26 protein-coding genes are annotated in these 26110 nt (G+C 65.2%); 16 read left to right on the top strand and 10 right to left on the bottom strand.

Features of this window, described 5'->3' with window-relative positions:
- Nucleotides 1-138: 138 nt before the first annotated feature.
- From groES to CQ050_RS29445, 3 genes are all read left to right on the top strand, one after another.
- Nucleotides 139-426, top strand: coding sequence for a co-chaperone GroES (groES, locus tag CQ050_RS29455; RefSeq protein ID WP_054423089.1), 288 nt, complete (start codon nucleotides 139-141; stop codon nucleotides 424-426).
- 36 nt (nucleotides 427-462) lie between these two features.
- Nucleotides 463-2103, top strand: a complete 1641-nt coding sequence (gene groL / locus CQ050_RS29450) for a chaperonin GroEL (RefSeq protein ID WP_105560381.1) — start codon at nucleotides 463-465, stop codon at nucleotides 2101-2103.
- Nucleotides 2104-2323: 220 nt separating this feature from the next.
- Nucleotides 2324-3259 carry a YihY/virulence factor BrkB family protein gene (locus CQ050_RS29445; protein WP_105560380.1) on the top strand — a complete coding sequence of 312 codons (936 nt, stop codon included), beginning with the start codon at nucleotides 2324-2326 and terminating at the stop codon, nucleotides 3257-3259.
- A 45-nt stretch (nucleotides 3260-3304) separates the two neighbouring features.
- On the opposite strand, the gene CQ050_RS29440 is transcribed toward CQ050_RS29445, so the two are convergent.
- Nucleotides 3305-3781: a MarR family winged helix-turn-helix transcriptional regulator gene (locus tag CQ050_RS29440; protein WP_105560379.1), complete on the bottom strand. Its 477-nt coding sequence runs from the start codon at nucleotides 3779-3781 to the stop codon at nucleotides 3305-3307.
- Nucleotides 3782-3934: 153 nt separating this feature from the next.
- Here CQ050_RS29440 and CQ050_RS29435 point away from each other — a divergent pair, with 153 nt between their 5' ends.
- The 10 genes from CQ050_RS29435 (at nucleotide 3935) to CQ050_RS29390 (ending at nucleotide 13359) form a co-directional block, all read left to right on the top strand.
- Nucleotides 3935-5392, top strand: coding sequence for a 2-hydroxymuconic semialdehyde dehydrogenase (locus CQ050_RS29435; protein WP_105560378.1), 1458 nt, complete (start codon nucleotides 3935-3937; stop codon nucleotides 5390-5392).
- Nucleotides 5393-5415: 23 nt separating this feature from the next.
- Nucleotides 5416-5847, top strand: coding sequence for a RidA family protein (locus CQ050_RS29430; RefSeq protein WP_105560377.1), 432 nt, complete (start codon nucleotides 5416-5418; stop codon nucleotides 5845-5847).
- Nucleotides 5848-5870: 23 nt separating this feature from the next.
- Nucleotides 5871-6902 (top strand): LysR substrate-binding domain-containing protein, encoded by a 1032-nt coding sequence (locus CQ050_RS29425; protein ID WP_105560376.1) that lies wholly within the window; start codon nucleotides 5871-5873, stop codon nucleotides 6900-6902.
- Nucleotides 6903-7099: 197 nt separating this feature from the next.
- Nucleotides 7100-7651 carry a 3-hydroxyanthranilate 3,4-dioxygenase gene (locus CQ050_RS29420; RefSeq protein ID WP_105560375.1) on the top strand — a complete coding sequence of 184 codons (552 nt, stop codon included), beginning with the start codon at nucleotides 7100-7102 and terminating at the stop codon, nucleotides 7649-7651.
- Between the two features lie 10 nt (nucleotides 7652-7661).
- Nucleotides 7662-8663, top strand: coding sequence for an amidohydrolase family protein (locus CQ050_RS29415; protein WP_105560374.1), 1002 nt, complete (start codon nucleotides 7662-7664; stop codon nucleotides 8661-8663).
- A 60-nt stretch (nucleotides 8664-8723) separates the two neighbouring features.
- Nucleotides 8724-9899 (top strand): ABC transporter substrate-binding protein, encoded by a 1176-nt coding sequence (locus CQ050_RS29410; RefSeq protein WP_105560373.1) that lies wholly within the window; start codon nucleotides 8724-8726, stop codon nucleotides 9897-9899.
- Nucleotides 9900-9948: 49 nt separating this feature from the next.
- Nucleotides 9949-10869: a branched-chain amino acid ABC transporter permease gene (locus CQ050_RS29405; protein WP_105560372.1), complete on the top strand. Its 921-nt coding sequence runs from the start codon at nucleotides 9949-9951 to the stop codon at nucleotides 10867-10869.
- An 11-nt stretch (nucleotides 10870-10880) separates the two neighbouring features.
- Nucleotides 10881-11867, top strand: coding sequence for a branched-chain amino acid ABC transporter permease (locus CQ050_RS29400; protein ID WP_105560371.1), 987 nt, complete (start codon nucleotides 10881-10883; stop codon nucleotides 11865-11867).
- Nucleotides 11864-12652 carry an ABC transporter ATP-binding protein gene (locus tag CQ050_RS29395; protein ID WP_105560370.1) on the top strand — a complete coding sequence of 263 codons (789 nt, stop codon included), beginning with the start codon at nucleotides 11864-11866 and terminating at the stop codon, nucleotides 12650-12652. Before CQ050_RS29400 ends, CQ050_RS29395 begins: the two co-directional genes overlap by 4 nt.
- A complete protein-coding gene (locus CQ050_RS29390) occupies nucleotides 12649-13359 on the top strand; it encodes an ABC transporter ATP-binding protein (protein ID WP_105560369.1) in 711 nt (236 codons plus the stop codon). The genes CQ050_RS29395 and CQ050_RS29390 overlap by 4 nt, the downstream gene beginning before the upstream one ends.
- Here the strand turns inward: CQ050_RS29390 and CQ050_RS29385 are convergent.
- From CQ050_RS29385 to CQ050_RS29345, 9 genes are all read right to left on the bottom strand, one after another.
- Entirely contained in the window at nucleotides 13356-14408 is a 1053-nt protein-coding gene (locus tag CQ050_RS29385) for an Ldh family oxidoreductase (RefSeq protein ID WP_105560368.1), read from the bottom strand. The two genes, CQ050_RS29390 and CQ050_RS29385, sit on opposite strands and share 4 nt — an antisense overlap.
- A gap of 10 nt (nucleotides 14409-14418) precedes the next feature.
- Nucleotides 14419-15939, bottom strand: a complete 1521-nt coding sequence (locus tag CQ050_RS29380) for a mannitol dehydrogenase family protein (protein ID WP_105560367.1) — start codon at nucleotides 15937-15939, stop codon at nucleotides 14419-14421.
- Between the two features lie 139 nt (nucleotides 15940-16078).
- A complete protein-coding gene (locus CQ050_RS29375; RefSeq protein WP_105560366.1) occupies nucleotides 16079-17614 on the bottom strand; it encodes a UxaA family hydrolase in 1536 nt (511 codons plus the stop codon).
- A 40-nt stretch (nucleotides 17615-17654) separates the two neighbouring features.
- The gene (locus CQ050_RS29370; protein WP_105560365.1) at nucleotides 17655-18521 is read right to left on the bottom strand and encodes a fumarylacetoacetate hydrolase family protein; all 867 of its coding nucleotides are present in this window, start codon (nucleotides 18519-18521) and stop codon (nucleotides 17655-17657) included.
- Between the two features lie 33 nt (nucleotides 18522-18554).
- On the bottom strand, nucleotides 18555-19301 hold the full coding sequence (locus CQ050_RS29365; protein ID WP_105560364.1) for an SDR family oxidoreductase: 747 nt from the start codon (nucleotides 19299-19301) through the stop codon (nucleotides 18555-18557).
- 13 nt (nucleotides 19302-19314) lie between these two features.
- A complete protein-coding gene (locus CQ050_RS29360; protein ID WP_105560363.1) occupies nucleotides 19315-20724 on the bottom strand; it encodes a TRAP transporter large permease in 1410 nt (469 codons plus the stop codon).
- A gap of 56 nt (nucleotides 20725-20780) precedes the next feature.
- On the bottom strand, nucleotides 20781-21425 hold the full coding sequence (locus CQ050_RS29355; protein ID WP_199196961.1) for a TRAP transporter small permease: 645 nt from the start codon (nucleotides 21423-21425) through the stop codon (nucleotides 20781-20783).
- A gap of 60 nt (nucleotides 21426-21485) precedes the next feature.
- Entirely contained in the window at nucleotides 21486-22460 is a 975-nt protein-coding gene (locus tag CQ050_RS29350) for a sialic acid TRAP transporter substrate-binding protein SiaP (RefSeq protein ID WP_105560362.1), read from the bottom strand.
- Nucleotides 22461-22589: 129 nt separating this feature from the next.
- On the bottom strand, nucleotides 22590-23324 hold the full coding sequence (locus CQ050_RS29345) for a FadR/GntR family transcriptional regulator (RefSeq protein ID WP_105560361.1): 735 nt from the start codon (nucleotides 23322-23324) through the stop codon (nucleotides 22590-22592).
- A 169-nt stretch (nucleotides 23325-23493) separates the two neighbouring features.
- Here CQ050_RS29345 and CQ050_RS29340 point away from each other — a divergent pair, with 169 nt between their 5' ends.
- The 3 genes from CQ050_RS29340 to pyrF are packed head-to-tail and all read left to right on the top strand — an operon-like array spanning nucleotide 23494 to nucleotide 26087.
- Nucleotides 23494-23892 (top strand): diacylglycerol kinase, encoded by a 399-nt coding sequence (locus CQ050_RS29340; RefSeq protein ID WP_105560360.1) that lies wholly within the window; start codon nucleotides 23494-23496, stop codon nucleotides 23890-23892.
- A 48-nt stretch (nucleotides 23893-23940) separates the two neighbouring features.
- Entirely contained in the window at nucleotides 23941-25260 is a 1320-nt protein-coding gene (locus CQ050_RS29335; RefSeq protein ID WP_105560359.1) for an NAD(P)/FAD-dependent oxidoreductase, read from the top strand.
- A gap of 8 nt (nucleotides 25261-25268) precedes the next feature.
- Complete coding sequence (gene pyrF, locus CQ050_RS29330) at nucleotides 25269-26087, top strand: orotidine-5'-phosphate decarboxylase (RefSeq protein ID WP_006227618.1); 819 nt, start codon at nucleotides 25269-25271, stop codon at nucleotides 26085-26087.
- Nucleotides 26088-26110: the final 23 nt, after the last annotated feature.

Genomic DNA, 26110 nt, shown 5'->3' with positions numbered 1-26110 from the left:
GAATATGTAACAGCCGCCCCTCCCCCCCTTGAACCCCGGAACATCATCCCTATAATTAGCACTCGACACCGGTGAGTGCTAACAGCCCTCCCGTGGCTCACTGATCATTCACTTTTTTCAAGTAAACAGGAGTTACTCATGGCCTTGCGTCCCCTGGGCGATCGCGTGATCGTCAAACGCCTCGAAAACGAGCGCAAGACTGCCTCGGGCATCGTCATCCCCGACAGCGCTGCTGAAAAGCCTGATCAAGGCGAAGTCGTGGCCGTCGGCCCCGGCAAGAAGACCGAAGAGGGCAAGATTCTGCCGGTCGACCTGAAGGCTGGCGACAAGGTTCTGTTCGGCAAGTACGCCGGCCAGTCCGTGAAGGTTGATGGCGAAGAACTGCTCGTCATCCGCGAGGACGAAATCCTCGCCGTGGTTCTGTAATCCCGCCTCAAACGAATTTTCGAAGGAAGCTAAGAAATGGCTGCCAAGCAAGTATTGTTCGGTGACGACGCCCGTGTGCGCATCGTCCGCGGCGTGAATGTTCTCGCCAACGCTGTTAAGACCACCCTGGGCCCCAAGGGTCGCAACGTCGTGCTGGAGCGCTCGTTCGGCGCCCCGACCGTGACCAAGGACGGCGTGTCCGTCGCCAAGGAAATCGAACTGAAGGACAAGTTCGAGAACATCGGCGCACAACTGGTCAAGGACGTTGCTTCCAAGACCTCCGACAACGCCGGTGACGGCACCACGACCGCCACCGTGCTGGCTCAAGCCATCGTCATGGAAGGCCTGAAGTACGTTGCCGCCGGTTTCAACCCGATCGACCTGAAGCGCGGCATCGACAAGGCTGTCGCCGCTGCCGTGGCTGAACTGAAGAAGCAATCCAAGCCGGTCACGACCAGCAAGGAAATCGCTCAAGTTGGTTCGATCTCGGCCAACAGCGATGCCTCCATCGGCCAGATCATCGCTGACGCGATGGACAAGGTTGGCAAGGAAGGCGTCATCACCGTCGAAGACGGCAAGTCGCTGGAAAACGAGCTGGACGTCGTCGAAGGCATGCAATTCGACCGCGGCTACCTGTCGCCCTACTTCATCAACAGCCCGGAAAAGCAAGTTGCCGTGCTGGAAGATCCGTATGTCCTGATTTTCGACAAGAAGATCAGCAACATCCGTGACCTGCTGCCCGTGCTGGAACAAGTTGCCAAGTCGAGCCGTCCGCTGCTGATCATTGCAGAAGACGTCGAAGGCGAAGCGCTGGCCACCCTGGTTGTGAACAACATCCGTGGCATCCTGAAGACCACCGCCGTCAAGGCTCCGGGCTTCGGCGACCGCCGCAAGGCCATGCTGGAAGACATCGCCATCCTGACGGGCGGCACGGTGATCTCCGAAGAAACCGGCATGTCGCTGGAAAAGGCCGGCCTGGCTGAACTGGGCCAAGCCAAGCGCATCGAAGTGGGCAAGGAAAACACGACGATCATCGACGGCGCTGGCGACAGCAAGTCGATCGAGGCTCGCGTCAAGCAAGTCCGTATCCAGATCGAAGAAGCCACGTCCGACTACGACCGTGAAAAGCTGCAAGAACGCGTGGCCAAGCTGGCCGGCGGCGTTGCCGTGATTCGCGTTGGCGCTGCCACCGAAGTCGAAATGAAGGAAAAGAAGGCTCGCGTCGAAGACGCCCTGCACGCTACCCGCGCCGCAGTGGAAGAAGGCGTTGTGGCTGGTGGCGGTGTTGCACTGCTGCGCGCCAAGCAAGCCATCGCTGACCTGAAGGGCGATACGCCTGACCAGAACGCCGGTATCAAGCTGATCCTGCGTGCTGTGGAAGAGCCGCTGCGCACCATCGTCACGAACGCCGGCGAAGAAGCCAGCGTCGTGGTCAGCAACGTGCTGAACGGCACGGGCAACTACGGCTACAACGCCGCAACCGGCGAGTACACCGACCTGGTTGAGCAAGGCGTGCTGGATCCCACCAAGGTGACCCGCACCGCCCTGCAGAACGCAGCCTCCGTCGCCAGCCTGTTGCTGACGGCTGAAGCCGCCGTTGTGGAACTGGCCGAAGACAAGCCCGCTGCCCCGGCCATGCCGGGTGGCATGGGCGGCATGGGCGGCATGGACTTCTAAGTCCCGCTTCCCTTGCACGGCCTCCCCGGCTTCATGCCGGGGAATGCAGTATCTGAAAAGCCCCCGGACCTTCGCCCCGGGGGTTTTTCTTTGGGCGCGGCCTTTTTTCAACGGCCTTGCGACGGGCTGTCCGGCCCGAAAACGTTTGCGCACAAACTGTGGGTTTCGTCCCGGCACATGCGTCCCTACAATAAAGGGTCCATAGACAGAGTCCAGACCCATGCGCCTTCCCCAGAGCCTGCGAGCCCTGCGTCCGTCCGAAATCGGCGGATTGCTGATGGATTCCGCCAACCAGTGGTCGAGCCATCGCGCTTCCAGCAAGGGCGCGGCGCTGGCGCTGTACATGGTCTTCTCGCTGGCCCCGATGCTTATCCTGGTGATCGCGGTGGCGGGCGCTTTCTTCGGCGAAGACGCGGTGCGCTCCGAGCTGTTTTCTTCCCTGCGCGACCTGACGGGCGAACGCGGCGCCGAGGTCATCCAGACCGTGCTGGCCAGCGCCCATGAATCGGGTGGCGGCTGGATTGCGGCGCTGATTTCGATTTTTGTGCTGATCTTCAGCGCCACGACGGCGTTTGCCGAACTGAAGGCCAGCCTGGACGATCTGTGGGAAGTGCCGCCACACCAGAAGGGCGGCATCCACGGCATGGTGCGCAGCCGCGTGTTGTCGTTCGGCCTGGTGTTGGTGCTGGCCCTGTTTTTACTGATTTCGCTGACCGTGAACGCCGCCCTGGGCGCGGCGCGCAAGTTCTACGGAGACTTGTGGATGGCATCCACCATCGCCACGGTGGCCGATTGGCTTTCCAGCCTGTTTTCGTTTTCGGTGGTGGTGGCGCTATTCGCCGTGATCTTCAAGCTGCTGCCCAGCGCGAAGATCTCCTGGAAGGACGTGATTCCCGGCGCCATCGTGACAGCCGCGTTGTTCCTGGTGGGCAAATGGGGGATCGGCGTCTACTTGAGCCGCGGCGCGGCGGTATCCGCTTACGGCGCGGCCGGTTCGCTGATCGCGCTGCTGCTGTGGATCTACTATTCCGCGCAGATTTTCTTCTTCGGCGCCGTGTTCACCCGGCAATTCGCGCTGCGGTTTGGAAGCGCGGAAAAGCCGACGGCGAATACGGTGGATACCGCGAACGCGCCGGAAGAAACGCCGCCCAAGTGACGGGTTTGGCCTTGCGCCATCACGGCACCAGCGTTCCCGGCCCGCTCAGTCCTGCTGCTCCAACCCCGCCATCAATCGCAGGCACTTCAAGAACACCGGACGCAGCTCAGGCGGGATCGGCGCCAGCACCTGGGCCTCCACATCGGCATCCTGGGGCAGGACGCGCGCCAGCAGCGCCACGCCTTCATCGGTGATCTCCAACGCATAAGCACGGCCGTCTTCTGGCGAGCGCGTGCGGCGCACATAGCCCTTCGCCGTCATGCGAGCCATCATTTCAGCGAAAGAATTGCGGTCCAACGCAATCAGTTCGGCGATGCGGTTCTGCGTGGCGCCCGGGTTCTGATACACGGTGATCAGCAGTGCCTTCTGGCGCGGCGTCAGGTCTTCGTCCGGAAAAGCCTGGGCGAACAGGGCTTCGGCCCGAAAATGCGCCCGGCGCAGCAGGTGCGAGGCGACCTGCGTCAGGTCGAAGGCTTGCAAGTCGCGGGGCGGGGCCGCGGCGGGACGGACGGTGGCGGTCATCGGGCTTCCATGGGGTGTGCCTGACGATTGTAGGCGCTGGCTCCCGCGAAAATGCGCATTGACTTGGCTGCCAGGGCTGCCTATGATCCGGCAATATAGTACGTATACGTATTTATTAACCCGCCGTTCAAACACCATTCAAGGGGCCAGATCGTGACGATCCGCCAACTGCGCAACTACATCGACGGCCGCTTTGAAGACGGCGTGTCCACCTTCGACAAGCACAGCCCGGTAAACGGGCAACGCATCGCCCAGGTCCACGAAGCCAGCCGGGACCAGGTGAACCGCGCGATCGCCGCGGCGCACCGGGCGCTGCCGGCTTGGGCGGGGCTGTCGGTCGAGGCGCGCACGGACCATCTGCTGGCGCTGGCCGACGGCATCACGCGGCGGTTCGATGACTTCCTGCAAGCCGAGATCGGCGACACCGGCAAGCCAGTCGGCTGGGCCGGCAAGATCGACATTCCGCGCGGCGCCGCCAACTTCCGCGCGTTCGCGGAGTTGGCCCGCACGCTGGACATGGAAAGCTACATGACGGACACGCCGGACGGCAGGCAGGCGCTGAACTACGCATACCGCAAGCCGCTGGGCGTGGTCGGCGTGATTTCTCCGTGGAACCTGCCGCTGCTGCTGCTGACCTGGAAGGTCGCGCCCGCGCTGGCGTTCGGCAACACGGTCATCATGAAACCGTCGGAAGTCACGCCCAGCACGGCCACGCTGCTGGCTGAAGTCGCCGACCAGGCGGGGCTGCCCGCCGGCGTGCTGAATCTGGCGCACGGTTTCGGGCCGGATTCCGCAGGCGAATTCCTGACCACGCATCCCGACATCGACGGCATCACCTTCACCGGTGAATCCGCCACGGGCGCCACCATCATGCGGGCGGTGGCCCCCGGCGTGAAACCGGTGTCGTTCGAATTGGGCGGCAAGAACGCGGCGCTGGTCTTCGCGGACGCCGACTTCGACGCCGCGGTCGACGGCGTGACGCGATCGGTCTTCGCCAATTGCGGACAGGTCTGCCTGTGCACCGAGCGCGTCTATGTGGAACGCCCCATCTACGAGCGCTTTGTTGCCGCGCTGGCTGCCCGCGCGCGCGACATGCGCATCGGCTGGCCGCTCGATCCGGCTACCGAAATGGGCCCGCTGGTGTCGCGCGAACACCGTGAGAAAGTGCTGTCGTACTTTGCGCTGGCGCGCGAAGAAGGCGCGACCGTGGTGGCGGGCGGTGGCGTGCCGGTGTTTGGCGACGACCGCGACGCGGGCGCCTATGTGCAGCCCACCGTCTGGACCGGCCTGAAAGAAGACGCGCGTTGCATCAAGGAAGAAGTATTCGGCCCGGTCTGCCACGTGGCGCCTTTCGACACGGAGGACGAAGCCATCCGCCTGGCCAATGACACGCGGTACGGCCTGGCCGCCGCGGTCTGGACGCAGAACCTGACCCGCGGCCACCGGGTGGCGCAAGCCATGAAGGTGGGCCTGGCCTGGGTGAACTGCTGGTTCCTGCGCGACCTGCGCACGCCGTTCGGCGGCAGCGGGCTGTCCGGGATCGGCCGCGAAGGCGGCCGCCATTCGCTGCATTTCTATACTGAACCCACCAACGTCTGCATCAAACTCTGATTCCGTCCACCAAGGAACGCACGATGACCCAGCCCAACGTCAGCGCCACCGTCGTCGCCGGCAAAGCCACGCCGCGCGGCAAATATCCCCACATCAAGCGCGCAGGCGACTTCCTGTTCGTCTCCGGCACCAGCTCCCGCTTACCGGACAACCGCATCGCCGGCGCCGAGGTCGACGCCATGGGCACCACCACGCTGGACATCCGCGTGCAAACGCGCGCCGTCATCGAGAACATCGGCGACATCCTCGCAACCGCCGGCGCCACGCTGGCCGACGTGGTCGAGATCAGTACTTTCCTGGTCAACATGAACGACTTCGGTGGATACAATCAGGTCTACGGCGAGTTCTTCGACGCCGATGGCCCGGCGCGCACCACCGTCGCGGTGCATCAGTTGCCGCACCCGCAATTGCTGATTGAAATCAAGGCGGTCGCCTACAAGCCGCTTGCGCGCTAGTCCAGCGACACGGCGGGCACATGATGGGCGACGGCGTTTCGCGTTCACACAGGGAACAGGATGACGGCTTGCGGCGCACTGCCCGGGCCGGGCCACGCATGTCGAACTTCCGCATCACGCCCAACGCGCTCAGCCACAAGCTGAAGCTGCATCAATTGCAGATATTCGAGCGCGTGCTGGCGCGCCGTTCGCTGTCGCGCGCGGCCAGCGAACTGCATCTGACCCAGCCCACCGTCACCAAAGCCGTTCACGACCTGGAAGCCTTCTTTGGCGCCACGCTGTTCGAACGGTCGAACCGGGGCGTCACGCCCACCGAGCTGGCCCTGGTGCTGGGCCGCCGCGTCCACGCCATGATGGCCGAGGTGCGGTACATGGCCGACGATATCGATGCGGTGCTGGGCGGCGCCAGCGGCCATGTCGTGGTGGGCACGCTTATCGCAGCTTCGGCCAAGCTGCTGCCCGAAGCCATCGCGCGCCTGATGACCGAACATCCCGGCATCCAGGTCACCGTGCGCGAAGGCCCTTCCGCCCAACTGCTGCCCGCGCTGGCCACTGGCGACGTCGACATCGTCGTGGGCCGCCTGCCCGGCGCGGACATGGCTTCGATCTCGGGCGTGGCGGTCGACCACCACAAGCTCTACCGCGAATCGCTATGCCTGGTGGTCGGCGCGCAGCACCCCATGGCCAACGCGGCCTCGGTGGCGTTGCCCGACCTGATCGACCACATCTGGATCCTGCCCGCCCCCACCTCGCCGTTGCGCGCCTCGGTTGAGCGCACCTTCTTCGACGCCGGCCTGCGCCTGCCCGCCCGCCACGTCGAATCGCTGTCGTTGCTGACCAACATCGGCATTCTCATGCACAGCGACGCGTTGGCCCTGATTCCGTACGACGCCGCGGCGCAGTTCCTCTCGATGGGCCTGCTTGCCCGTCTGCCAACGGAGGTATTCGGCGACTTCGGCGACGTCGGCTATTCCATTCGCGCAGACCGCCCGCTGACCCCAGCGTGCCAACGGCTGGTGGACTATCTGAAAACGATCGCGGCGCAACGGCCGTAGCGCGCGGGCGGCATCGTGCCTTGCCACGATGATGGGTTACGCGCTGAATTACGCGCGAAGCACAGCCGCGTCCTTCTGGCGGGCTTGCTAAGGGAAACCCCGCGATAGATAACGCGCATACCCACCCCGACAATTTCTATTATGCGGCGCCGCCTGCCCCGCCTAGACTGCATCAAAATCCCCACCGGAGTCCCGTCATGCCCGCCTACGGCCCGCCGTTGAATTTCCAGCGCTGGATCCAAGACCACGCGCATCTCCTGAAGCCGCCGGTCGGCAACCAGCAGATCTGGCAGGACGCGGACTTCATCGTCACCGTGGTCGGCGGTCCGAACCATCGCACCGACTATCACGACGACCCGCTGGAAGAGTTCTTCTACCAGATCAAAGGCAACGCCTGGCTGTCCCTCTGGGTAGACGGCAAACCCGAACGCGTGGACCTGAAGGAAGGCGACATCTTCCTGCTTCCGCCGCATGTCAGGCACTCTCCGCAACGCCCCGAAGCCGATAGCGCCTGTCTGGTCATCGAACGCCAGCGCCCGCTGGGTCTCGTCGATGGCTTCGAATGGTATTGCCCGCATTGCGGCCACCTCGTGCATCGCGTGGAAGTGCAGCTGAAGAGCATCGTCACCGACCTGCCGCCCTTGTTCCAGGGCTTCTACACCAGCACCGAAAAGCGCACCTGTCCTGGTTGCGGAGAAATCCATCCCGGCAAAGGCCACGCGCCCGCGCCACAAGCCACCCCCGCCTAGGGCCTGTTCCATGATCCAGAAAATCGACATGCACGCCCACTTCTTTCCGCCGATCACGCGGCAGGAAGCGGCCGCGCTGGACCCTGTCAACGCGCCATGGCTGCGCCCCGACGGCGATGGCGCCACCGGCCAGATCATGGCGGGCGACCGGCCGTTCCGCCCCGTCGACGCGACCCTGTGGGACCCGGCGCTGCGCATCGCCCAGATGGATCGCCACGGCGTCGACGTGCAGATCCTGTGCGCCACGCCCATCATGTTCGGCTACACCTACCCCGGCCAGGCCGCGGCCGATTGGGCGGCCCGCATGAACGACCTGGCGCTTGAACATTGCGCTTATGCGCCGTCGCGCCTGAAGGCCCTGGCGCAAGTGCCGCTGCAAGACCTGGACCTGGCCTGCAAGGAAGCATCGCGCTCGCGGGCCGCCGGCCATCTGGGCGTGCAGATCGGCAACCATGTCGGCCCGCGCGATCTGGACGACGACACGCTGGTGCAATTCCTGATCCATTGCGCCAACAGCGACATCCCGGTGCTGGTGCACCCTTGGGACATGATGACCGACGGCCGCATGAAGAAATGGATGCTGCCGTGGCTGGTGGCCATGCCCGCCGAGACGCAACTGGGTATCTTGTCGCTGATCCTGTCCGGCGCGTTCGAACGCATTCCCCGCAGCCTGAAACTGTGCTTCGCGCATGGCGGCGGCAGCTTCGCCTACTTGTTGGGCCGCGTGGACAACGCCTGGCGCCACCGCGACATCATCCGCGAAGACTGCCCGCAACTGCCTTCGTCCTACACCGACCGTTTCTACACCGACAGCGCGGTGTTCGACCCGCGCGCGCTGCGCCTGCTGGTGGATGTGATGGGCGAAGACCGCGTGCTGCTGGGTTCCGACTACCCCTATCCGCTGGGCGAGCAGGAAGTCGGCCGCCTGGTGGCCCACGCCGACCTGAGCCCCACCGTGCAGCAGAAGATCCTGCTGCGCAATACCACGACGTTCTTTGGCTTGAACGCGTAGCCCGCTGCGCGCATTTCACGACACACGACCGTGCCACACGGCGACTCAAGGGAAAACACCATGAAACGCACCACCACGCTGGCCGCCGCTGCGGTCATGGGATTGGCCTTATCGGCCACCGCGATGGCCGACGTGAAAATCGGCCTGCTGACCACCTTGACGGGTCCCGGCTCCGTGCTGGGCCAGGACCAATTGGACGGCTTCATGCTGGCCGTGGAGCAAGGCGGCGGCAAGCTGGGCGGCGTTGCCGTGCAGGTCATCAAGGAAGACGACCAGTTCAAGCCCGAAGTCGGCGTGCAGGCCGCGCGCAAATTGGTGCAAAGCGACAAGGTGCCGATCATCACCGGCGTGGTGTATTCCAACGTGATGCTGGCCGTGGTGCGCCCGGTCACGACGGCCGGCGTTTTCCTGGTGGGATCCAACGCCGGCCCCACCAACCTGGCGGGCAAGGACTGTTCGCCCTATTTCTTCTCTACCTCCTGGAACAACACGCAACGCCACGAAGGCAGCGGCGAAATGGCCAACCAGATGGGGTTCAAGAAGGTCTACCTGCTGGCGCCCAATTATCAAGCGGGCAAGGACGCCATGGCCGGCTTCAAGCGCTTCTACAAAGGCGAAGTGGCCAACGAAGTCTTCACGCAGGTCAACCAGCCGGATTATTCGGTGGAGCTGGCCGCGCTGGCCGACGCCAAGCCGGACGCCGCCTACGTGTTCTTTCCTGGCGGCATGGGCGTGAACTTCATCAAGCAATACCGCCAGGCGGGGCTCTTCGGCAAGATCCCGCTGCTGTCGGTGGACACCATCGACGGCGCGACGCTGCCCGCGCTGCAGAAGGACGCGCTGGGCGCAGTGACCAACGTGCCCTATTCGCCGGACCTGGACAACGCCGCCAACAAGGCATTTGCCGCGGCGTTCCGCCAGAAGTACGGACGCGAACCCTCCAGCTACGCGGCGCAATCCTTCGATGCCGCGCAACTGATTGGCTCGGCTTTGAAAAAGACGGGCGGCAAGACCGACGACAAGGACGCGTTACGCAAAGCGCTGGAAGCCGCTGAATTCCAATCGGTGCGCGGCGAATTCCGCTATCAACCCAACCACTTCCCGGTGGCCGGATTCTTCCGCGCCGACGTGCAAGCGGGTGCGGACGGCAAGGTGGCCTTTGTGAACAAAGGCCCTATCTTCCCGGACCTGTCCAAAGTCGCCGACCAGTACGCCGCCCAGTGCGCCATGAAGTAAGGCGGGCGGCCAAGACATCCGTCGCGGCCGCCGGCAAGAGGTGATCCCCATGTCCACGACGCTGCTGCTGGTGCAGGCCTTGAATGGTCTGCAGCTTGGCATCCTGCTGTTCTTGCTGGCCGCCGGTTTGACGCTGGTGTTCGGCATCATGAACTTCATCAATCTGGCGCACGGTTCGCTCTACATGATGGGCGCTTTCATCGCCGCCACCGTGTTCCGCCACACCGGATCGTTCCTGCTGGCCGCGGCCGCCGTCATCGCGGGCATGGCGGCGCTGGGCCTGCTGCTGGACCGCATCGCGCTCGCGCGGCTGTATCCGCGCGAACACCTGGACCAGGTGCTGGCCACCTTCGGCTTCATTCTGTTTTTCAACGAACTGACCCGCATCATCTGGGGGCCGGCGCCCATCAGCATGGGCTTGCCTTCGTGGCTGTCGGGCACCATCGATATCCTGGGCGTGACCTATCCGCTGTATCGCTTCCTGATCATCGTGGTGGGTTTGCTGGTGGCGGCGGGCTGCTATGTGCTGATTCATCGCACGCGGCTGGGCATGCTGATCCGCGCGGGCGCAACAGACCGCATGATGGTCGGCGCGTTGGGCGTGAACATCGCGCGGCTGAACACGCTGCTGTTCGTGTTGGGCGCGGTGCTGGCGGGCCTGGCGGGGCTGATGGCGGGTCCGATCCTGTCCGCGCAGACCGGCATGGGCGAACCCATTCTGATCCTGACGCTGGTGGTGATCGTGATCGGCGGCATCGGCTCGGTGCGCGGCGCGTTCCTGGCCGCGTTGATGGTCGGGCTGATCGACACCTTGGGGCGCGCATTGCTGCCGACGTTGCTGCGCGCCGCACTGCCGCCTGCCGCCGCCAACGCCGCCGGACCGGCCATCGCATCAATGCTGATCTATGTGGTGATGGCGCTGGTGCTGGCCCTGCGGCCGCAGGGCCTGTTTCCCGTCAAGCACGGATAAAGGCGAACGTCATGCACAGGCTCTCTCTTCGCACGCTGGTGGCCGGCGTTCTGCTGCTGTTGCTGGCGCTGGTGCCCGCCTACGCCCACTGGCAGGGCGAACCGTTCCTGCTGGCACTGTTTGGCCGCGTACTCGTCTACGGCGTGGCCGCGCTGGCCCTGAACCTGCTGCTGGGATATGGCGGCATGGTCAGCTTCGGCCATGCGCTGTATCTGGGGCTGGGCGCGTATGCCGTTGGCGTGATGTCGCATTACGGCATCGAAAACGGCTGGCTGCATCTGGCGGGCGCGCTGGGCGCCTGCGCGGTCGTGGGGCTTATCAGCGGTTATGTGGTGATGCGCACGTCGGGCATCGCCTTCATCATGATCACGCTGGCCTTCGCGCAGATGTTCTATTTTCTGGCCACGGGGCTGGACGGCTTTGGCGGCGACGACGGCATGTCGCTATTCGCGGGCAGCGACTTCGGCGCCTTTCGGCTGGATACGCCATTGGCGCTGTACTACACGGCGTTCGGCGTGCTGCTGGCCGTGCTGGGCCTGATGCACCGTCTGGTCCACGCGCCTTTCGGCATGGCCCTGCGCGGCTGCCAGGCCAACGAACGCAGGATGCGCGCGCTTGGGTTTCCCACGCTGCGATACCGGCTGGCCGCCTATGTGATGTCGGCGATGATCTGCGGGGTGGCGGGCGTGCTGCTGGCCAACTTGACGATGTACGTATCGCCGTCCTATCTGGCCTGGACCACCTCTGGCGAATTGATCGTGATGGTCGTGCTGGGCGGTATCGGCACGCTGTTCGGCCCCGTCGTGGGCGCGCTGGCCTTTCTGCTGCTGGAAGAAGGCTTGAAGCTGCTGACCGGGCATTGGATGTTGATCATGGGGTTGCTGATCGTCGGCGTGGTGCTGGTATCGCGGCGAGGCGTGTACGGCAGCCTGCGCGATACGCCTTGGCGCCGGCGCGGGGCGCGGCCGCTGCGCCAGCCTTCCGGAGAACCGTTATGAGCGCGCTGCGCGTGGAGAACCTGCTGAAGCGCTACGGCGGGCTGACCGTCACCGACGACCTGTCGCTGGACGTGCACGCTGGCGAACTGCATGCCGTGATCGGACCGAATGGCGCGGGCAAGACCACGCTGATCGGCCAGCTTAGCGGCGAACTTCGGCCCGATGGCGGCCGCGTGCTGTTGGACGGCCGCGACATCACCCGCATGCCGGTCGAAAAGCGCGTGCGTCACGGCCTGGCCCGTTCCTACCAGATCACCTCGGTCTTCAAGCCATTCACGGCACTGGAGAACGTGGTGATGGCGGTGCAGGCGCGGCGCGGGCACAGTTTCCGCTTCTGGCGCCCCGTGTTGTCCACCGCCGCGCTGACGGAACCCGCGCAGGACGCCCTGGCCCTTGTCGGCCTGTCCGCCCGCGCGCACACGCCCGCGGGCGAACTGGCGCACGGCGAACTGCGGCAGCTGGAACTGGCGATGGTGCTGGCGTGCCAGCCGTCGCTGCTGTTGCTGGACGAACCGATGGCAGGCATGAGTCAACACGAATCCGAAGCCATGACGCGCCTGCTGCTGCAACTGCGCGGGCACTACACGATCCTGCTGGTGGAACACGACATGCAAGCCGTCTTCGCGTTGTCCGACCGCATCACCGTCCTTGTCTATGGCCGCGCCCTGGCGTGCGGCACGGCGGACGACATCCGCAACAACCCCCAGGTGCGCGAATGCTACCTGGGCAGCGAACGCGGCGGCCGGCGCGCCGGCAGCGCGCAACATCCGGCGGTGCCCGCATGACCGCGCTGCTGTCACTGCGAGGCGTGACCGCGCACTACGGCGCCAGCCAGGCGCTCTTCGGCATCGACCTGGACATTGGGCCCGGCGAATTCGTGACCCTGCTGGGGCGCAATGGCATGGGCAAGTCCACGACGGTAAAGACCGTGATGGGCCTGAATGCCGCCACCCAGGGCAGCATCGTGTTCGACGGCCGCGACATCAGCCGGCTGCCTTCGTACAAGGTGGCGCAATGCGGCATCGGGCTGGTGCCGGAAGGGCGGCATATTTTCCCGAACCTGTCGGTGCGCGAAAACCTGATCGCCACCGCCCACAACCGCCAGGGCGCCGCGCAGCCCTGGACACTGGACCGGGTATATGCGCTGTTTCCCCGCCTGTCCGAACGCGCCCGCCACCTGGGCAGCCATCTGTCGGGCGGCGAACAGCAGATGTTGGCGATCGGGCGCGCGCTATTGACCAACCCGCGCCTGCTGATCCTGGACGAAGCCACCGAGGGCCTGGCGCCCGTGGTCCGCGAAGAAATCTGGTCCGCGCTGGGCACGCTGAAGCAAACGGGTCTTGCGGTGCTATGCATCGACAAGAACCTGGAGCCGCTGCTGGCCACGGCGGACCATCACGCCATCGTGGAAAAGGGGCGCGTGGCGTGGACCGGTTCGTCGCAGGCCTTCCTGGACGACGAACCCCGGCTGCTGCAGTATCTGGGCGTCTAGGCCCGGCGCACGGGCAGCGCCACGCCTAGCCGCGCGCTCCAGTCCGCCATGTCGTCCCACAGCGCGGGCGGAATGGGAATGCCCAGCTGCTGGCGCTCGGCGTTCGCGGCGGCCTCGGGATCGCCCGGCATGCGCGGCCCGCCCGGCGCCTGGGCCAGTTCCATCGCCATCGCCGCGACCACGCCCGCCAGCGCGACGCCGCCGGCGAACCGCAGGGGATCGATCACGATGAAGAATGCGCCCAGTTCACGCGGGCGTTCCAGCGCGTCGTACATCGGCGAAATATGCGGCCCGAAGGGATTGCCGTTCAGCGGCCCGCACAACAGCTCGATCATCATGGCAAGGCCATAGCCCTTGTGGCCATAATCCTCGCCGCCCAAGGGCCGCAACGCGCGAGCCTGCGCGGCGTCGGTGCAGTCATGCCCTTGCGCGTCCAGCGCCACCCCGGGCGGCAGCGCCACGCCATCGCGTCGAGCATTCATGACGCGGTTCCAGGGAATGGCCGTGGTGGCCATGTCCAGGCACAGGGGCTCGCCGCCCGCGCGCGGAAACGCCATGGAAATGGGGTTGGTGCCAAAAAACGGCTGATAGCCGTCGTGCGGCGCCGCGATCGAATCGGAATGCGTAAACGCAATGCCAACCAGGCCCTGCGCGGCCGCCGCGCGGCTGTACAGGCCGACCGCGCCGCAGTGCGACGAATCGCTGACGCCCACCGCGGCGATGCCGGCCTCGCGGGCCAGCTCGATCGCCAGCGCGTTGGCGCGATGCGCCACCACGATGCCCTGCCCTTGCCCGCCATGCAGCTGCGCCGTGCCCGGTCCGGTGCGCTCGATGCGGATATCGGGGCGCGCCACGATGGAGCCGTGCGCCACACGGTTCAAGTAATGCGGCAAACGCGCGATGCCGTGGGAATCAATACCCCACAAGCTTGTCCGTGCCAGGCTTTCGGCCAGGCACCGTGCGTCTTCCTCGCTGAAGCCCTGGACGCGCAGGCAGTCCTGCCCCCAACGTTCCCATTCAACGGCGTCCACTCGGCATTCCGCATTCATGCAGCACTCCTCAGGTAGCGGCCTCCACGGCACGCATCACGCCGTGCAGGCGCAGGGTTTCCAGATGCGCGGCCAACGCCGAAACGAATTCGGACGCGCGGCCCAGATCGCCAAACACGGGCTTGAAGGCCGCCAGCACCATTGCACGGCGATGGGCGGCCTGCGACGGGGCGGATGCGCGCGCGGCGACATCGGCGCGCGCCAGCAGCTTGGCCAGGCGCGCCGCCATCGGGTCCTGGATGCCGTAGCGGCCGCCCGTCTCGTCTTCGCCGCGCAGATAGTGCAGCCAAGCCGCGACGGCAAGCGTCAGGCGTTGGATATCGTCGCCAGTGCGGAGGCGGTCCTGGATCGTGTCCAGCAGGCGCTGCGGGATCTTCTGCGAGCCGTCCATCGCCACTTGCGCAATCGGATGCGGCAGCGCCGGATTGCCGACGCGCGCCAGGAAGCGGCGGCGATATTCCTCCAGTCCGCTATCCGGAATGCCCTTCAGCGTGGGCCCGATCTCGTGCTGCATCATGGCATTGACGAACTGACGCAGCGCGGGCGTCCGCACCGATTCGCTGATCGTCTGGTGGCCCAGCAACGCACCCAGGTAGGCGAAGGTGGAATGCGGGCCGTTCACCATGCGCAGCTTCAGCCGTTCGTAGGGCGCGGCATTGCGCACGAACGTTGCGCCGCCATGGTTTTCCCAAGCCGGCCGGCCGGCTGCGAATTTGTCTTCGATGACCCAATTCATATAGGGCTCGCCCACCACGGGCCACGCGTCTTGCACGCCCAGGCGCTCGGCGATCCGTTGCCGGTCGTGGTCGCCGGTGCCCGGCACGATGCGGTCGACCATCGAATTCGGGAAGGTGCAATGCGCGTCGATCCAATGGGTCAGCCCCACGTCAACCCGCAAGGCAAAGGCCAGCACCAGGCTGCGCAAGGTATCGCCGTTGCCGCGCAGGTTGTCACAGGAAAGCAGCGTGACGGGCGGCAGGCTGCGTTCTCGGCGCAGGGCCAGGCCGTACACCAGCATGCCGATGGTGCTGCGCGGACGGTGCGGGTTTTCAAGATCGTGCAGGATGTCTGGGTCGTCCCAGCGCAAATGGCCGGTGGCGGGCTCGTGGCTATAGCCCTTTTCCGTCACGGTCAGGCTGACGATTCGCGTCTGTGGATAAGCGATGCGTTCCAGGACCGCGTTGGGGTCTTCCTCCGCCACCATCACCCGCAGCACCGAACCCACCACGCGCAATTGCTCGCGCGTCTTGCCGTCGGGCCCATCGTCGCGCAAGGCCAGCGTATACAGCCCGTCTTGGGGCGTCAGCGCGTCGCGCGTGGCGGCGCTGCGCAACGACACACCCAAAATGCCCCAACTGAGGTCTCCGCTGGCCTGCATCGCCAGGTCCGTCATCACCGCCTGATGCGCGCGGTGAAAGGCCCCCATGCCCAGATGCACGATGCCGGGCGTGAGACGGCTGCGGTCATAGATGGGTTTTTCCACGTCTGCGGGCAGGCGCGGCAACGACTCCGTATTCAAACGTTCAAGCATGGTTGAGCAATGGCGTAAGGCGCCATGCACCTGTCGGATGACCGGCCAGTCGGCGCGCGGATGAGGATATCCGCTGAGGCCGATTTGTTCGACTCCGGGACAGTGACTAAATGCAACACCGACACTCGCCATGCCGCCGCTACATCACCGCGCCCAGCGCCCACGGCACGAATTCATTCTGGCCGTAGCCGTGTTCTTCGCTGCGCGTGCGCTGCCCGGATGCCGTCTGCAGCATCAGCCGGAATATCCGTTCGCCCATCTGGGCCACGCTTTGCGCGCCGTCCACGACCTCGCCGCAGTTGATGTCAATGTCGTCCGACTGGCGCTGCCACAGCGCTGTATTGGTCGACAGTTTCAGGGACGGCGCGGGCGCGCAGCCGTAGGCCGAACCGCGCCCCGTGGTGAAGCAGATCAGGTTGGCGCCGCCCGCCACCTGGCCGGTGGCCGACACGGGGTCGTAGCCCGGCGTGTCCATGAACACCAGCCCGCGCGCGCGCACGGTTTCCGCGTATTCGAATACGTCGGTCAAATTGGTGGTGCCGCTCTTGGCGATCGCGCCCAGCGACTTTTCCAGAATGGTGGTCAGGCCGCCCGCCTTGTTCCCCGCCGACGGGTTGTTGTCCATTTCAGCGTCGTTGCGGGCGCAGTAGTCTTCCCACCAGCGCACTCTGGCCAGCAGCTTGTCGGCCACGGCCGGCGTTTCGGCGCGGCGCGTCAGCAGGTGCTCGCCCCCATAGATCTCGGGCGTTTCCGACAGGATGGCGGTGCCGCCGTGGCGCACCAGCAGGTCCACCGCCGCGCCCAGCGCCGGGTTGGCGCTGATGCCCGAATAACCGTCCGACCCGCCGCATTGCAGCCCCACGGTCAGGTGGCTGGCGGGCACCGGCTGGCGCCGCACCTGATTGGCTTGCTCAAGCATCCGCTCCACCAGTTCGATGCCGCGCGCCACCGTCTTGCGCGTGCCACCGGTGTCCTGAATGTTGAAGGTGTGCAGCAGGCCGCTTTCGCGCAGGCCCTCCTGTTCCATCAGGCCGCCGATCTGGTTGGTTTCACAACCCAGCCCCACCATCATCAAGCCACCGAAATTGGCATGGCGCGCATAGCCGCCCAGCGTGCGCCGAAGCACCCGTAGCGGTTCGCCTTCGCTGCCGGTGGCGCAGCCCGCGCCGTGGGTCAGCGCCACCACGCCATCCACGTTCGGACAGGACGCCAGCGCGTCGGGATGGATGTCGCGGCGGAAATGGTCGGCGATGGCGCGCGCCACCGTGGCCGAACAGTTCACACTGGTCAGAATGCCGATGTAGTTGCGCGTGGCCACGCGGCCGTCGGCGCGCACGATGCCGTCGAAGGTGGCGGGTTCCGCTACATAATCCGTGGCGTGCGCGCCCTGCCCCACCGCGTAGTCGCGTTCGAACTCCGAAAACTCCAGGTTCTGCGTGTGCACGTGCTGGCCCGGCGCGATGTCCTGCCGCGCCACGCCGATGATCTGGTTGTAGCGGCGCACGGGCTGGCCCGCCGCGATAGCCTGCACGGCTATTTTGTGGCCGGGCGGAACCAGGCCCTGCACCGTCACCCCTTCGCTTTCCAGCCGCGTCCCGCTAAGCAATTGGCGCCGGGCGATCACGACGTTGTCCGCCGGGTGGATGCGTATCACTGCCGTGTCGTTCTGAGACATGAGGACTCCGGAAAGTAAGGGGTGCGGATTCGCCGCGCGTTCAGCCGTCGATCAGTGCCGGGTCCCAGGCATGCACCCGCTGGCGCTGCTCGCCCAGGCCGGCGATGCCCAGCTTGATCTCGTCGCCTGCCTTCAGGTAGATGGGCGCAGGCTTCTGGCCCATGCCCACGCCCGGCGGCGTGCCGGTGCTGATCAGGTCGCCGGGATACAGCGTCATGAAGCGGCTGACGTAGGCCACCAGCTGCGCCACGCCGAACACCATCGTGCGCGTGCTGCCGTTTTGATAGCGCTTGCCGTTCACTTCCAGCCACATCTCCAGGTCTTGCGGGTGCGGGATCTCGTCGGCGGTGGCCAGCCAGGGGCCGATGGGACCGAAGGTGTCGCAGCCCTTGCCCTTGTCCCACGTGCCGCCGCGTTCGATCTGGTATTCGCGTTCAGACACATCGTTCACCACGCAGTAGCCCGCCACATGCTTCATGGCGTCGGCTTCGCTGACATAACGCGCCTTTTCACCGATGACCACGCCCAGCTCGACTTCCCAGTCGGTCTTGATCGAATCCTGCGGCAGCACGACGGGGTCGTTCGGGCCGACGACGGCCGACGTGGGCTTCATGAAGATGACCGGCTCGGCGGGCACCGGCAAACCGGATTCGGCGGCGTGGTCCGCGTAGTTCAGGCCGATACAGATGAACTTGCCCATGCCGCTCCAGGGCGGCGCCACGCGGCCGGGGTTGGCCACCAACGGCAGCGTGGACGGGTCCAGCGCGCGCAGTTCGGCAAGACGGGCCTGCCCCAACGTCTGCGCGGTAATGTCGGGCAACACGCCGGACAGGTCGCGCACCTTGCCCTGGGCATCGATCAGGCCGGGCTTCTCGGCGCCCTTGGCGCCATAGCGCATCAATTTCATAGCAGCTTCCTTGTTGCAAGAGGGTTTAAGGATTCAGTTGGACCAGCCGCCGTCGATCACCTGGGCGGTGCCGGTCGTGAAGGCCGATTCGTCGCTGGCAAGATACACCGCCAGCGCGGCGATTTCAGAGGTGCGTCCGATACGGCCCATCGGCTGGCGCGCCGTGAACGCGGCTTCGACCGTCGCGATGGACTGGCCGCTGGCCTGCGCCTGCGCTTCGATCCGCTGCCGCAACGAGGGCGACTCCACCGTGCCGGGGCAGATGGCATTGCAACGGATGCCCCGCGCCACGAAGTCCGCCGCGACGGCCTTGGTCAAGCCGATCACCGCCGCCTTGGTTGCGCCATAGGCGCAGCGGTTCGGCGCGCCTTTGATGCTGCCCGCCACCGACGCCATGTTGACGATGGACCCCGACCCGCGCGCCAGCATCCCGGGCAGGCAGGCGCGGATCAGCCGGTACATCGACCGCACGTTCAGGTTGAACGAAAAATCCCAGGCGTCTTCGTCGCAATCCAGGATGGTGCCAGCGTGTACGAAGCCCGCGCCGTTGAACAGCACATCAAAGGGCCCCGCGCCTTGCACCAGCGCCAGAATGGCACGCCCGTCCGTCACGTCCAGCACCTGGGTGCGGCAACCGGACAAGGTCTGCAGCGCCTCCGCGTTGATGTCCACGGCCAGCACGTCGGCGCCTTCCCGCGCATACGCCTCGGCCACGGCCCGGCCGATGCCCTGGCCCGCGGCCGTGACCAGGGCGGTCTTGCCTTGCAGTCTTCCCGACATGGATAAGCTCCTGTTATTTGCCGGCCATGCCCATCGCGGTAGGCAGCCAAAGCGTGATCTGGGGGATGTAGGTAATGGCGATCAGCGCCACGAACAGCGGCACCAGCCAGGGCAGGATGGCCATCGTGGTGCGTTCGACCGACAGCCGCGCCACGCGAGCCAGCACGAAGAGCACCATGCCCATCGGTGGATGCAGCAAGCCGATCATCAGGTTCAGGGTCATGATCAACCCGAAGTGGATCGGGTCGATGCCCAGCTTCAGCACGATCGGCAACAGGATCGGCACCAGGATCGTGATGGCGGCGATGGTGTCGATGAAGCAGCCGACAATCAGGATCAGCACGTTGGCCATCAGCAGGAACACCCATTTGTTCTGGGTCACGCTGAGGATGGCGTCGGTCAAGGTCTGCGCCGCCTGCGTGGTGGTCAGCAACCACGCGAAGACGGAGGCCGCCGTCACGATGAACAACACCGACGCCGTCGTCTCGATGGTGTCGAACGAGGCCTTGGCCAAGGTCTTCAGCGTCATCGACCGGTATCGCACCAACCCCAGGAACAGGGCCCAGATCACCGCCGCCACGGCCGCCTCGGTGGGAGTGAACCAGCCCAGCGTCATGCCTCCGATCAGGATCACCGGCGCCATCAATGCCATGACGGCCGAAAAATTGAAACGCCAATCCAGTGCCAGCAGCACAACGAACGCAATGCCCGTGGCTACGTTGGGCGACACGCCGGCCAGCGTCATCAGCCAGATCGACAGCGGAAACGACAGCACGATCAGCACTTCCAGTCCCGCGCCGCCCAACCGCTTCCAATTGAAGGCGACGTCGCCGCCCCAATTATTGCGGCGGGCGTAATAGCCCACGGTCAACATCATCAGAATCGTCAGCACCGCGCCCGGCAGCAGGCCGGCCAGGAACAGCGAGCCGATCGACACGTTGGCCATCATGCCGTAGATCACGAACGGCAACGACGGCGGAATAATCGGGCCCAACGTCGCCGACGCGGCGGTGACGCCCACGGCGAATTCGGTCTCGTAGCCGTGGTCTTTCATGGCCTTGATCTCGATGGTGCCCAGGCCCGCGGCATCGGCAATGGCCGTGCCGGACATGCCTGCGAACACCACCGAGCCGATGATGTTCACCTGCCCCAATCCGCCACGCATCCAACCCACCAGCGCCACCGCGAAGTTATAGATGCGGCCGGTGATGCCGGCGATGTTCATCAGATTGCCGGCCAGGATGAAAAACGGCACGGCCAGCAGCGGAAACGACTCCACCCCCGCGATCATGCGCTGCGCGACCACCACGTCCGGCACGCTGCCGGAAATCAGGACGAACAACAGCGACGCGCCTGCCATGGACACCGCCACCGGCAGGCCCAGGATCATCAACAACAGAAAGGTTCCAATCAGTGTGCCCATGTCTTGCTCCTGGAAAGGCTCTGCGGATTCTCAAGCATTGCGACGCAGCGCGCCGTTCAGTCCAGCGACTCGTAGGCCGCCGGATTCTCCAGGATCGAATAGCCTTGCCGCCAGTTCTGCACGGAGACTTGCAACGACCGCAGGAACATCATGACGAAGCCCGCCAGGGCGACCCAATAAACATAGGATTTGTTCCAGAACAGCGTGGTCATGGGCTCGTCGCCGACCAGCACGATGTAGCGATACGTCATCCATACGGCATAGCCGAAGAAGACCGTGCGCAAGATGTCGATCACGGTGGACAGCACGCGGCCTACCGGTTTTGGCAGGTAGCGGTACAGGAAATCCACCTGGATATGGCGGCAGGCGCGCACGCACATCGCGGCGCCCAGGAACACCACGCCGATCAGGCAATACACCGCCAGCTCTTCGGTCCACGCATAGGAATCGTTGAGCACGTAGCGGGAAAAGAACTGCAGGAAGACCAACATCGCCATGGTCCAGAATATTCCCAGGCAGATCCAGTCTTCGGGCTGGTAGCCGGCAAGGCTGACTTCATGATGGTCGGCTTCTTCAAAGCTGTGGACGATCTCGTCCACGGATGCCTGGTGCGGGCCCGGCTTCGATGAAGCGTGACCGGGCGCCGAGCCCGGTCCGTGTTTGACGGCCGCCATCGGCGCCGCCTTCGCGTTCAAGTGCATGGATGTCCCCTGGTCGTAATCGGGTATGGGCGGCGGGCCGCAAGGGCCCGCCCGCGCGGCTTACTTCACCGCCTGGATTTTTTCCCAATCCGATTTCTGGTAGCCGTATTGCTCGAACGGCACCTTCTCCAGCACGGTCTTGCGGAAGTCATCGACATTGACCTCGGCCACGTTCAGCCCGCGCTTCTTGAACACCTCGACCATCTTCTTCTCGCTGTCGGCCACTTCGGACGACGCCTTTTCCGCCGCCTGCCGGGCGACTTCGGAGAAGATCTTCTTGTCCTCATCGGACAGGCTCTTCCACAACTTGCCCGAGATCACCGTGTTCAGGTGATCGACGATGTGGCCCGTCAGGATAATGTTCTTCTGCACCTCGTAGAACTTCTTGGCTTCGATGGTGGTCAGCGGGTTTTCCTGCGCTTCCACCGTGCCGTTCTGCAGGGCCAGGTAGACCTCGGCGAACGCGATGGGCGCGGTGTTGGCGCCACAGGCGCGCGGCATCGCCAGGTAGGCGGCCACGTCCGGCACGCGGATCTTCAGGCCCTTCATCTCGGCGCACTTGGTGAAGGCGCGGTTGGAGGTCGTCTGGCGCGTGCCGTAATAGGTGGTGGCGACGATGTGGTTGCCGCTTTTCTCGTCGTAGCCCCGCGTCAGCTCTTTGTAGATATCGCTCTTGGTGTAGGCGATCAAGTGCTCGGGATTGCGGAAGATGTAGGGGTAGTACGTGACGCCGATGCGGGGAAAGCTCTTGGCGGCGAAGCTGGACCCGGAAATGATCATGTCCACCGTGCCCAGGGTCAGCCCCTGGTTGATGTCGTTTTCCTTGCCCAACTGAGAGGCGGGATAGACATCGATGTGATAGCGGCCGTTGGTGCGTTTCTCGATTTCCTGCGCCGCCCACACCGACGAGGTATGGAACGGTTCGGACGTCTCGTACACATGCGCCCATTTCAGCTTGGTTTGCGCCAGCGCGCTGCCACTGACGGCCAGCGCGACGGCGGCAAACAGCACTTTGATAGCGTTGCCTCGATTCATGATGTCTCCTCTCTCTGAGGTAGCGAGTCCGGCGAATGTCGTCACGCGCTCGGCCCGCTTTATGTTTCACATGGGAATTTCACATACAGGTTGCACCTTGGTACAGCGACTACGGCTTCCCCGAAGGCGTCAAGACGCCGCCGGTTCTTTGCTATCGGCACGCAATGCGTCCGCCGCTGCCGGCCAACTGGCCGTCAAACGGTCAAACGAGCAGGAAAGATGATGATGCATGGCGGCGCGCGCGGCGGCCTCGTCACCGGCCGCGATGGCGGCGATGACGCGGCGGTGTTCGGTAATGGCCACGGCCCAGCTGTCCGGGTTCTCGAAGTAGTCGCCCAGCTTCACGGACAAGGGGTTGTGGCGTTCGTCGAAGAGTTCGCCCACGACGCGCACCAGGACGGCATTGCCGGCCATTTCAGCCACGCGCAAGTGAAACAACCGGTCGCCGCGGATAGGCACGCTGCCCGCCTGGGCCTCGTCTTCCATCGCGCCCATCGCTTCCAGCAGGCCGTCGACCAGTGCGGGCACGGGGTTGCGCGCCGCCTGCGCGGCAAGTTCGCCTTCGATCGTCCAGCGCGCGCGGATGGTTTCCAGGGGGCTTTCGGCGGTCAGGCTGGCGCGCGGCGCGCCGGCCAGGCTTTGCACATACACGCCGGACCCCATGCGCACTTCCACCCAGCCTTCGACCTCCAGCGCGATCAGCGCTTCACGCACCGACGGGCGGGACACGCCAAGCTTCAACGCCAGGTCGCGCTCGGGCGGCAGCCGGGCGCCGACCGGAAATTCGCCGGCTTCGATCAGCAAACGGAGCTGGTCGGCGATCTGGCGGTACAAGCGGCGGGGCTCGATAGTCTGGATCGGCATGGGATCAGGGAGGCAACGGCGAAAAGGTAAAGTGGCCTTACCAATTGACCAGAATCCTGCGCCAGCCTTTCCTCCGTCACAATTAGGGTTTGCCCATAGCCCCATGCCGCACTACGCGGGCAACCCTTATCTGTTAAAAAGCCGCCACACCCGGCAATCTTCCGCATCCATGACCTACGACCCGCAACACTCGCCCTTTAAAAGCACTGGCGGCCTGCGCCGCATCCTGAATGCGCTGCGCTACTCCTGGCAAGGGCTGAAAGCGGCCGTCAAATACGAGGCCGCCTTCCGCCAGGAACTGGCGCTGGCAGTGTTGATGATCCCGGCGGCGTTCTTCCTGGGCCGGACCACGGTCGAGGTCTTTTTCCTGGTGGGCACCGTCATCATGGTGCTGGCGGCCGAATTGCTGAACTCCGCCATCGAGGCGCTGGCCGATGCGCTGTCCGTCGAGCGCCATCCGTTGCTGGGGCGGGCCAAGGACCTGGGCAGCGCGGCGGTGATGCTGCTGCTGCTCTTCGCGGGCGCGGTCTGGATCGGGGTGGCCATCAGCCGTTTCGTCATGCATTGACACGGCCGGCCTCCCACGAGGGGCGCGCCAGTCTTTATACTGGGAGCCATGATGCCTAAATCGACGTCAGCCCCCACTCAACGCATCGTCATCGTCGGCGGCGGTGCCGGCGGCCTGGAATTGGCCGCCAAGTTGGGCCGGATCCATGGCCGACAACACATCACGCTGGTCGACAGCCGCCCCTTCCATATCTGGAAGCCATCGCTCCATGAGGCGGCCGCCGGCACGCTCGACATCCACCAGGAAGGCCTGTCCTACCTGATGCTGGCCCACATGAACGGCTTTTCGTTCGCGCAAGGCCGCTTGCTGAGCGTGGACCGCGAACGCCGCCAGATCGTGGTGGACACCGTCAACGACGCGCAAGGCCAAGAGGTCCTGCCCCGTCGCGAGCTGGCCTACGACACGCTGGTGCTGGCCCTGGGCAGTACCTCCAATTTCTTCAATACGCCCGGCGCGGCCGACCACGCCGTGACGCTGGACACCACCGAAAACGCCGAACAGTTCCGCCTGACCATGCTGAAGGCCATGGCGCAGGTGGACCTGGCCAAAGTGCGCAACCCCTCGGCCCGGCTGGATCTGGTCATCGTAGGCGGCGGCGCGACTGGCGTCGAATTGGCCGTGGAACTCACCGAAGCCAGCCACGTGGTCAGCGCCTACGGGTTGCCGAACTTCCGCGCCGAACGCGACCTGGCCATCACGCTGGTCGAAGGCGCGCCGCGCATCCTGTCGGCCCTGCCCGAGAAAATCTCGGAAGCCGCCACCCACCGGTTGAAAGAACTGGGCATCGGCGTGGAAACGTCCTGCCGCGTGTCGGAAGTCACGGACAGCAGCGTCAAGACCGCCGACGGGCGCGAATTTCCCGCCCAACTGTGCATGTGGGCGGCCGGCATCAAGGGCCCGGCCCTGTTGGCCGACCTGGACCTGCCGTTGAACAAGCTGGGCCAGCTGGAAGTGAACGAACGCATGGAAACGGCGGATCCGCACATCCTGGCGCTGGGCGACTGCTGCTCGGTTCCCTGGCGCGACGGGCGCACCGTGCCCGCCCGCGCCCAGGCGGCCCACCAGCAGGCCGATTACCTGGCCAAAAAGCTGACGGCGCGATTGCGCGGCTCAGCCGAGCCTGCCGGCCCGTACGTCTATCAGGACCACGGTTCGCTGGTGTCGCTGGGGCAGGACGCCGGTGTCGGCAGCCTGATGGGCAAGCTGGCCGGACGGGGACTGTTCGTAAGCGGTACACTGGCGCGCTTGATGTACATGAGCCTGCACCTGATGCACCACAAAGCAGTGCTCGGCATCTCTCGCACCGCCTCCCTGGCCCTGGCCCGCCTGCTCATGCGGCGCACGCGCCCCCGGGTCAAACTGCACTGAACTCCCCCATGAATTTCCTGCAAAAACTCGAACACGCCTGGACCACCAGCAACTCGCTCCTGCAAGTCGGGCTGGATCCCGACCCCCAACGCTTTCCGCGCGAATTGCAGGACAAGCCGGACGCCATTTTCCAGTTCTGCCGCGACATCGTCGACGCCACCGCGCCCTACGCCTGCAGCTTCAAGCCGCAAATTGCGTACTTCGCGGCGCATCGCGCCGAAGACCAGCTGGAAGCCCTGTGCCAGCACATCCGTGACAAGCATCCGGACCTGCCCATCGTGCTGGACGCCAAGCGCGGCGACATCGGCTCCACCGCCGAGAACTACGCGCGCGAAGCCTACGAGCGCTATCAGGCGCACGCCCTGACCGTCAGCCCCTACATGGGCCTGGACTCGGTTGAACCCTATCTGGCCTGGCGCGACCGCGGCGTGATCGTGCTGTGCCGCACGTCCAACCCCGGCGGTTCCGACCTGCAATTCCTGAAGATGGACAACGGCGAACCGCTGTACCTGCACGTCGCAGGGCTGGTGGCCGACAAATGGAACGCCAATGGCCAGTGCGGCCTGGTGGTGGGCGCCACGTTCCCGAATGAACTGGCTGCCGTCCGCCAACGCATCGGCGACGCGCTGCCCCTGCTAGTGCCCGGCATCGGCGCCCAGGGCGGCGACATCACCGCCACCGTGAACGCCGGCGCTAACGCCGCCCGCAGCGGCATGATGATCAACTCCTCTCGCGCCATCATCTACGCCAGCGGCGGCGACGATTGGCGAGAAGCCGCCGGCCGCGCGGCCATGGGCCTGCGCGACGCGATCAACGCGGTGCGTTGATCCTGGGATGTGGCCGGGCGGCC

The sequence above is a fragment of the Achromobacter sp. MYb9 genome (genome assembly GCF_002975275.1).
GTDB lineage: Bacteria > Pseudomonadota > Gammaproteobacteria > Burkholderiales > Burkholderiaceae_B > Achromobacter.
Note: the sequence above shows the minus strand (reverse complement) of the source record. Positions and strands in the feature narration are given on the sequence as shown.